The following is an 8,786-nucleotide window of genomic DNA, read 5'->3' as shown; positions in this document are numbered from 1 at the left end:
TCCGGAGCTCACCCAGCCCGCCTACGCCGCCGCGGTGAGGGCGCGCTACCTGTGGCACGAGTTCGGCGACGCCGGACTGCTGCTCCCGTGATCAGGGCCGGGTCAGGGGATTACCGGATGCACGGGTGACCAGGGATCGGGCAGGGTAAGCCTCATGACGAGCGCCCCCACTCGCCCGCGCGTCGCCGCGCGCGCTGTCGACCTCCGCAAGAGCTACGGCTCCGGCCAGTCGGAGGTCCACGCCCTCGCCGGCGTGACCGTCGACCTCGACGCGGGCAGGTTCACCGCGATCATGGGCCCTTCGGGGTCCGGCAAGTCGACCCTCATGCACTGCCTCGCGGCGCTCGACACCCCGACCTCGGGGTCGATCGAGGTCGACGGCACCACCCTCTCGGGGCTCAACGACAAGGGCCTGACCGCGCTGCGGCGCGACCGGATCGGCTTCGTGTTCCAGGCGTTCAACCTGATCCCGACCCTCACGGCGCGGGAGAACATCCTGCTCCCGCTCGACCTGGCCGGCCGCAAGCCCGACCCGGCCTGGTTCGACACCGTCATCGACGCCGTCGGTCTGCGTGACCGGCTCAGCCACCGCCCGAGCGAGATGTCGGGCGGCCAGCAGCAGCGCGTCGCGTGCGCCCGGGCCCTCGCCAGCAAGCCGTCGATCGTCTTCGCGGACGAGCCGACCGGCAACCTCGACAGCACCTCCGGCGCCGAGGTGCTCGCCTTCCTCCGGCGCAGCGTCGACGACTTCGGCCAGACCGTCGTGATGGTCACCCACGACGCCGTGGCGGCGTCGTACTGCGACCGGGTCCTCTTCCTGGCCGACGGCAAGGTCGTCGACGAGATCACCGACCCCGACCGCGAGCAGATCCTCGCGCACATGAGCGCCCTCCAGGCCCAGCAGTCCGCCAAGACCGCGCAGGACCCGCAGGCCGGCGCCTGACATGTTCCGGCTCACTCTCCGCAACCTGCTGGCGCGCAAGCTCCGGCTGGTGATGAGCGGCCTCTCGATCGTGCTCGGGGTCGGCTTCCTCTCCGGCGTGCTCGTCTTCAGCAACGGCCTCTCGACGACGTTCGACGGGATCATCTACGGCACCACGCCCGACGGCGTCGTCCGCGCCAAGGACTTCGCCGAGTTCGACGCGGGCTACTCCGGGACGCCCGAGAACGTCGTGAAGCCCGCGACCATCAAGGCGCTCGAGGAGCTGCCCGAGGTCGAGCGGGCCGACGGCGACATCGCCGGCTTCGGCATGAACCTGCTCGCCTCCGACGGCACCCTGGTCGGCGGCACCGGAGCGCCGACGCTCGCGTTCAACTACCACGACGGTCCGAACATGGACGGTGGCTCGGTCCTCGAGCTCGACTCGGGCCGCTGGCCCGAGGCCACCGACGAGATCGTCCTCGACACCGCCGCGGCGGAGAACGGCGACTACGACCTCGGCGACGAGGTCCAGCTGCTGGCCCCGTACGGCGAGATCGAGCAGAAGGCCACGCTGGTCGGGACCGCCGACTTCAACGGCGGCGGTACGGCGGGCGCGACCCTGCTCATCTTCTCCACCGAGGGTGCACAGCGGATCTTCCTCAACGGCGCGGACGTCTTCAACCGGGTCAGCCTCACCGCAGCGGAGGGCGTGTCCCAGGAGGAGCTCGCCGAGGCTGCTGCCAAGGTCATCCCCGACGACTTCGAGGCCGCGACCGGCGACGAGGTCGCCGACGAGTCACAAGCGTCGATCGGCGAGTTCCTCAACGTCATCAAGATCTTCCTCATCGTGTTCGCCGCGATCGCCGTGCTCGTGGGCGGCTTCATCATCCTCAACACGTTCTCGATCCTCATCGCGCAGAGGTCGCGGGAGCTGGCCCTGCTGCGCGCCCTCGGGGCTTCCAAGGAGCAGGTCACCCGATCCGTCCTCACCGAGGCGGTGGTGCTCGCGTTCCTCGCCTCCACGCTGGGGATCGCCCTGGGCTGGCTGCTCGCGCGCGGGCTCGCCGCGCTGTTCCGCGCGGTCGGCCTCGACATCGCGGGCACCGCGCTGGACCTCACGCTCAGCGCCGTCCTCGTCAGCTATGTCGTGGGNCGGCGCCACGATGGCGGCCGCCTACTTCCCGTCCCGCCGGGCCGGACGGGCCGCGCCCGTCGCCGCGATGCGGGCCGAGATGCCGCACGCCGTCGCCGGGATGGGCCGCCGGACCGTGGCGGGGACCGCGTTGCTCGTCCTCGGAGCGCTGCTCGTCCTCCTCGGCCTGCTCGGGGCACCGGGCCCCGACGCCCTCTGGGTCGGGATCGGCTCGGTCATCTGGATCATCACCGTCGCGGTCATCAGCCCGATCATCGGACGCCCCGTCCTGGTCGCGTGCCGAGCCGTCTTCGGGCGGCTGTTCGGCACGACCGGACGCCTCGCGGGCGAGAACGCGCTCCGCGACCCACGTCGGACCGGCGCCACCGCCTCGGCCCTCATGATCGGGCTCGCCCTGGTGTCGACGATCGGCGTCCTCGCCGCGTCGATGAACAAGTCGGTCGACGACATCGTCGACGAGGAGTTCACCGCCGACTTCCTGGTCTCCGCCGTCAACTACATGCCGTTCTCGACCTCGGTCGGCGACGCGTTGGAGGACGTCGACGGCGTCGCGGTCGTCAGCCGGCAGCAGTCGGCGGGCGCCAAGTACAAGGGCGAGAACGAGACCGTCGCAGGCAACGACGCGGCGTTCCCCGACGTCTACGACCTGACGGTCGTCGAGGGCCGGATCGACGTCGAGGGCGCGGAGGCCTTCGTGTTCGACGACTTCGCCGACGAGCACGACCTCGATGTCGGCGACCCGCTTCCCCTGACCTTCCCGGGCGGCAAGAAGCTCGACCTCGAGGTCGTCGGGATCGTCGAGGCCTCCGAGGTCAGCTGGCCGATCAACGTCCCGCTCGACCAGCTCGCCGAGGCCGGGCTCACCCGCCAGGACTCCTCCATCAGCATCCTGCTCGAGGACGGTGCCGACTCCGACCGGGTCAAGGACGACCTCGACGAGGCCGCCGAGGACGTCCCGATCGTGGCGGTCTACGACAAGGAGGGCTTCAGCGACTCCATCCGCGGCCAGATCAACCAGCTGCTCTTCATGATCTACGGCCTGCTGGCGCTGGCGATCGTGATCGCTGTGTTCGGCATCGTCAACACGCTCGGGCTCAGCGTCATCGAGCGCACCCGCGAGGTCGGCCTGCTCCGCGCGATCGGCATGAGCCGGCGCCGGCTGCGCCGGATGATCACGCTGGAGTCGATCGCGATCGCGCTGCTCGGCGCTGTCCTCGGGCTCGGGCTCGGGCTGGTCATCGGGATCACCCTGCGCGAGACGCTCAAGGACGACCTCACCAGCCTGGGCCTGCCCCTCGGTCAGCTGGTGACGTTCCTCGTGATCGCGGTCGTGGTCGGGGTCCTCGCCGCCGTCCTCCCCTCGATCCGCGCAGCGCGGATGAACGTCCTGGAGGCGATCGCCGAGGAGTAGCCGGACCGCTCCGGCAGGGGGCGGTCAGCGACGCCCGACCGCGCCGCGCTTCTCGTCGTACATGGCTGCGTCGGCCCGGGCGACGAGAGCGGCGGGGTCGGTGCCGTCGGACGTCGCGACGCCGACCGACGCCCGGACCTCGATCGACTCGCCCTCCCGTTCCAGGGAGAAGGCGAGCGCCGTGCGGATGCGCTCGGCGAACGGCTCGGCGATGGTCGGGATCAGCCGTGCAGCGACGAGGAACTCGTCGCCGCCGACCCGCGCGACGAGGTCGTGGGGCCGGGCGGTGGCGCGCAGCCGTCGGCCCACCTCCGCGAGCACCGCGTCGCCGGCGGCGTGCCCGAGCCTGTCGTTGATCTGCTTGAAGGAGTCGAGGTCGGCGTACGCCACCGCAACGACCTCGCCCGCCGTGAGCGACGCGAGCTGCACCGCGAGCCACCCTTCGACCACCCGGCGGGACGAGCAGCCGGTCAACGGGTCGGTGTCCGCCTCGGCCCGGGCACGGCTGAGCGCCTCCTCGCGCTCCACCTGGGCACCGAGCAGCCGGGCGAAGAGGCGCATGGTGGGCAGGTGGGTCTCCGTCGCCGACAGGACGTCACCCTCGGCGGTGGAGTCGGCGGCGCACAACGTGCCCCAGAGGGATCCGTCGGACCGCTCGATCGGGACGGAGACATAGACCTGGATACCGAGGTCGCGGGCCGCGTCGCTGTCGCCCCAGACGGTCGGCACGTCGGTCGTGCACGCCCGGCCCTCGTCGAGCGCGCGCTTGCACAGCGTGTCGGCCCACGGAACCACGAGTCCCTCGGGCAGTGCGAAGCCCGCACGGGTGTTGCGGGAGTAGCGGATCTCCTGCACCTCGTCGTCCTCGTGGACCACCGTGAGGTACGTCGAGGCCAGCCCGGTCATGCCGGCCAGCGCCTCCAGCAATGGCCGGGTGAGCTGCTCGACGTCGGCGGAGGACTCCAGTGCCTTCGCGACCGTCGCGAGTGCAGGCTGACGCGCAGGCACCGGCTGGGCGGCGACGCCGGTCGCCGAGGCGATGTCGGAGAGCCGACGCGCGAGCGCCGCACTCGGCCTCCCCAACGCGTGGCGGGCAAGCTCCTTCAGCACCCCGGTCACCCGACCAGTTTGCCGTCCGGGCGGCCCGAACGCACACGATCACCCGGTCACGGCGCGATCGGCGCTCCCGCATGACCCGTCCGGACCACGACCGTCGGGACAGGTGATCCTGCTCAGGCGAGGGCGACGAGGTCGGCGTAGTCGACGTTCCAGAGGTCCTCGACGCCGTCGGGGAGGATGAGCACCCGGTCCGGCTCGAGCGCGTGGACGGCGCCCTCGTCGTGGGTGACCAGGATGATCGCGCCCTCGTAGGAGCGGATCGCCGCGAGCACCTCCTCGCGCGAGGCAGGGTCGAGGTTGTTGGTCGGTTCGTCGAGCAGGAGCACGTTGGCCTGGGACACGACGAGGCTGGCCAGCGCCAGCCGGGTCTTCTCGCCACCCGACAGCACTCCCGCCGGCTTGTGGGCGTCCTCGCCGGAGAAGAGGAACGAGCCGAGCACCGAGCGGGCCTCGGTGTCGGTCAGCTGGGGCGCCGCCGACTGCATGTTCTCCAGCACCGTGCGGTCGACGTCGAGGGTCTCGTGCTCCTGGGCGTAGTAGCCGAGCTTGAGCCCGTGGCCGGGGACGACCTCGCCGGTGTCCGGCCGGTCGATGCCGGCGAGGATCCGCAGCATCGTCGTCTTGCCCGCCCCGTTGAGGCCGAGGATGACCACCCGGGAGCCCTTGTCGATGGCCAGGTCGACGTCGGTGAAGACCTCGAGCGAGCCGTAGGACTTGGACAGCTCGGCCGCCGTGAGCGGCGTCTTGCCACAGGGGGCCGGCTTCGGGAACGCGATCCGGGCGACCTTCTCGGCCTGACGCTCGGCCTCGACGCCCGCCATCATCCGCTCGGCGCGCTTGAGCATCGACTGCGCGGCCTGGGCCTTGGTGGCCTTGGCGCGCATCTTGTTGGCCTGGTCGGTGAGCGTCTTGGCCTTCGCCTCGGCGTTGGTCCGTTCCCGCTTGCGCCGCTTCTCGTCGGTCTCCCGCTGCTGGAGGTACGCCTTCCAGCCCATGTTGTAGCCGTCGATCACGCCGCGGTTGGCGTCCAGGTGCAGCACCCGGTTGACGGTGGCCTCGAGCAGGTCGGTGTCGTGGCTGATCACCACCAGGCCGCCGTTGAACGCCTTGAGGAAGTCGCGCAACCACACGATCGAGTCGGCGTCGAGGTGGTTGGTGGGCTCGTCGAGGAGCAGCGTCTGGGCGTCGGAGAACAGGATCCGGGCGAGCTCGACCCGACGGCGCTGACCACCCGACAGCGTCTTGAGCTCCTGGCCGAGCAGCCGGTCGGTGATCCCGAGGCTGTGCGCGATCGTCGCCGCCTCGGACTCCGCGGCGTAGCCCCCGCCCGCGTGGAGCTCGGCGTCGGCGCGCTCGTAGCGGCGCATCGCCTTCTCCCGGACCGCGACGTCGTCACTGCCCATGTCGAGCTCGGCCTGCCGCAGGCGCCGGACGACCTCGTCGAGACCGCGGGCCGACAGGATCCGGTCGCGGGCCAGCTGGTCCGGGTCGCCGGAGCGCGGGTCCTGCGGCAGGTAGCCGACCTCACCGGTCGCCGCCACGGTCCCCCCGGCCGGGAGGGACTCACCGGCGAGGATCCTGGTGAGCGTGGTCTTGCCGGCACCGTTACGGCCCACCAGGCCGACCTTGTCGCCGGCCGCCACCCGGAAGGTGACGTCCTCCATGAGGAGCCGGGCACCGGCTCTGACCTCGAGCTGGTGAACCGTGATCATGACGTGGACCAGTGTCCCACGGCGTCGGTGCCGCAGCCCAAACGAGCCCTACGGCTAGGGTGAATCTCGTGGTCAGGTTCAATCCGAAGGCTCGGCTCGACAGGTCCCGCGTGCGGGACGCCGGATCTGGCGGCGGGGGTTTCTCCGGCGGCGGCATGCGCATCCCGATCCCCGGCGGCATCGCCGGCAAGGGCATCGGCGGCATCGTGCTGCTCGTCGTCCTCTTCGTCGTGGGCCAGTTCCTCGGCATCGACCTGATCGGCGGTGGCGGCACCAGCGGTGTCTACTCCCCCAGCCGACTCAGCGACGCACAGGACTCCGGTCGCTACGACCACTGCGAGACCGGCGCGGACGCCAACGAGGACCACGACTGCGCCCGGGTCGCGATCGAGAACTCCCTGACGGACTACTGGGACGACGAGCTCGGCGGGAAGTTCGACGCGATCGAGACGCTCACGACGTTCCAGGGCAGCGTCAGCACCGCGTGCGGCGGCGCGGACTCCTCGGTGGGACCGTTCTACTGCCCCGGTGACGAGTCGATCTATCTCGACACCACGTTCTTCGACGAGGTCCTCGAGCGTCAGCTCGGCGGGCCCGACGGCGGCTTCGTGGAGTTCTACGTGCTCGCCCACGAGTACGGCCACCACATCTCCCACCTGCTCGGCTTCTTCGACAAGGTGCGCACCCAGGACACCGGGCCGACCTCGCCCGCCGTCCGCCTCGAGCTGCAGGCCGACTGCTACGCCGGTCTCTGGGCCCACCACGCCACGACGACCGAGGACGCCTCCGGCGAGGTCCTCATCCTCGACCTGACCCGGCAGGACATCGACCTCGCGATCGAGGCCGCCGAGGCGGTCGGGGACGACTACATCCAGAAGCGCGGCGGCGGGAAGGTCGACGACGACCTCTGGACCCACGGCTCGTCGGCCCAACGCAAGTTCTGGTTCCTGCGGGGCTACGAGTCGGGTGACCTCGACGGCTGCGACACGTTCGAGGCCTCGGACTCCGAGGTCCTCGCCCGGACCTGAGCCGGCAGGGTCTGCCGCCCCCTCAGCGGTCGTACCAGCGGATCCGCGCGACCAGGGGCCGGTGGTCGGAGGCGTAGCCGTCGAGAGAGGTGTGCTCGACGAACTGGCCGGTCCCGGCATCACGGGCGCGAACGCGCAGGGTCCGGTCGGCGATCCAGATGTAGTCGATCCACCGGCTCTCGCGGGTCGGCTCGACGCCGTCCAGCCCCAGCACGTCGTACGACGACGTGGCACGGCCGTCCTGGGTGTCGCTGATGCCGCCCTCGGGACGCGCCTCGGCGTCGTCGGCGTAGTCGAAGTTGAAGTCACCGGTGCCGACCACCAGGTCGCCCGGCGCCTGGTCCCACACGTCGGCGAGGAGCCGCAGGTGGGTCTTCGCGTCCGCGGCGTTCTCCCGGTCGGTGAAGCCGTCGCCGGTCTCGATCCCCTGGTTGAGGTGGGTGTCGACGATCGTCAGCAGCCGGCCCGAGTCCCGGTGCCGCAGGGTGACCTCGACCCAACCGCGGGGTGGGTAGGGCAGGTCCGTCCGGGCCGGGCCCGCTCCTCCGTGAGCCTCGGTCCAGGCTCCCTCGACGAGGCTGAAGTCCGCGCGCCGCCACGACACGGCCAGCCAGAACGGTCCGTCCGGCTCCCAGAGCTGCCAGGTGTCCCAGCCGCGGCGGGCGAGCCGGCGCTTCACGTCGGGGAAGTAGTCCGCCCGCGTCTCCTGCCACCCGATCACGTCGACCGAGTCCTGGGCGGTGAGCCGCATGGCGTCCGCCACCGCCTCGCGGCGCGGCAAGTGCCGGTAGACGTTGAACGAGGCGACGCCGAGGGTGTCGACCAGCCGGCCCGGCAGCCGGGGTTCGGACCTCGTCGGGCCCGCGCCGGGCTCGAGGTCGTCGGTGCGGTCGGCGTCGTCCGGCGCGCAAGCCGTCACCAGGGCGGCGGCGAGCAGTGCCGCGATCGTGGCTCTCACAGCTGCAGCAGCGCCTCGATGTGGGGGAACTGCCGCTGGAGCGTCCGTAGGTGCGGGGCGACGGCCGGGTGGCGGTACTTCGAGGCCAGCGCGCCCTCCCCCGTGGCCGCGCGGGCGAGCGCCCACTCGGCGCGGCTCAGCGCGGTGTAGACCGCCACCACCTGCGCACCGAGCACGACCTGGTCGCGGTCGGCGGCGGGCAGCCCGAGCAGGTAGGCATCGAGCAGCGGCTCGAAGCCCTCGCGTGCGGAGAGCGACAGGTAGCCGAGGTCCGCGCCGACCGGACCGGTGCCGAGGGTCCCCCAGTCGATCGCGATCGCGTCGTCGTCCTCGCGGCCCGGGAGGTTGGCCGCCGTCGGGTCGCCGTGCTGGGGCACCTGCGGGAGCCCGTCGAGGAGGTCGAGCATGGTCGCTCGGTGCCGCCAGAGGTGGTCGGCGACATCGGCGACCGTCGTCCGGTCGAGCGTCGGCCAGCCGCCGACG

General features: G+C 71.5%; 7 protein-coding genes and 1 pseudogene. 4 read left to right on the top strand and 4 right to left on the bottom strand.

Features of this window, described 5'->3' with window-relative positions; genetic code table 11:
* The first annotated feature begins 154 nt into the window (after positions 1-154).
* The 3 genes and pseudogenes from H0487_RS20255 (at position 155) to H0487_RS23610 (ending at position 3,486) form a co-directional block, all read left to right on the top strand.
* A complete protein-coding gene (locus H0487_RS20255) occupies positions 155-943 on the top strand; it encodes an ABC transporter ATP-binding protein (RefSeq protein ID WP_183096036.1) in 789 nt (262 codons plus the stop codon).
* A 1-nt stretch (position 944) separates the two neighbouring features.
* Positions 945-1,934, top strand: a pseudogene (locus H0487_RS23615) (ABC transporter permease); the annotation flags it as partial.
* 130 nt (positions 1,935-2,064) lie between these two features.
* Positions 2,065-3,486 (top strand): FtsX-like permease family protein, encoded by a 1,422-nt coding sequence (locus tag H0487_RS23610; protein WP_246384022.1) that lies wholly within the window; start codon positions 2,065-2,067, stop codon positions 3,484-3,486.
* 24 nt (positions 3,487-3,510) lie between these two features.
* On the opposite strand, the gene H0487_RS20245 is transcribed toward H0487_RS23610, so the two are convergent.
* Entirely contained in the window at positions 3,511-4,605 is a 1,095-nt protein-coding gene (locus H0487_RS20245; protein ID WP_183096035.1) for a GGDEF domain-containing protein, read from the bottom strand.
* Positions 4,606-4,718: 113 nt separating this feature from the next.
* Positions 4,719-6,317, bottom strand: coding sequence for an ABC-F family ATP-binding cassette domain-containing protein (locus H0487_RS20240; protein WP_183096034.1), 1,599 nt, complete (start codon positions 6,315-6,317; stop codon positions 4,719-4,721).
* A 68-nt stretch (positions 6,318-6,385) separates the two neighbouring features.
* Between H0487_RS20240 and ypfJ the strand changes: the two genes are divergently transcribed.
* Positions 6,386-7,345 (top strand): KPN_02809 family neutral zinc metallopeptidase, encoded by a 960-nt coding sequence (gene ypfJ / locus H0487_RS20235; RefSeq protein ID WP_183096033.1) that lies wholly within the window; start codon positions 6,386-6,388, stop codon positions 7,343-7,345.
* Between the two features lie 22 nt (positions 7,346-7,367).
* On the opposite strand, the gene H0487_RS20230 is transcribed toward ypfJ, so the two are convergent.
* Positions 7,368-8,303, bottom strand: a complete 936-nt coding sequence (locus H0487_RS20230; RefSeq protein WP_183096032.1) for an exonuclease/endonuclease/phosphatase family protein — start codon at positions 8,301-8,303, stop codon at positions 7,368-7,370.
* On the bottom strand, positions 8,300-8,786 hold a 487-nt coding region (locus tag H0487_RS20225), incomplete at its 5' end, for a phosphotransferase (RefSeq protein WP_183096031.1). The genes H0487_RS20230 and H0487_RS20225, both read right to left, overlap by 4 nt.

Origin of the sequence: Nocardioides stalactiti, assembly GCF_014180715.1 — a bacterium.
GTDB lineage: Bacteria > Actinomycetota > Actinomycetes > Propionibacteriales > Nocardioidaceae > Nocardioides > Nocardioides stalactiti.
Note: the sequence above shows the minus strand (reverse complement) of the source record. Positions and strands in the feature narration are given on the sequence as shown.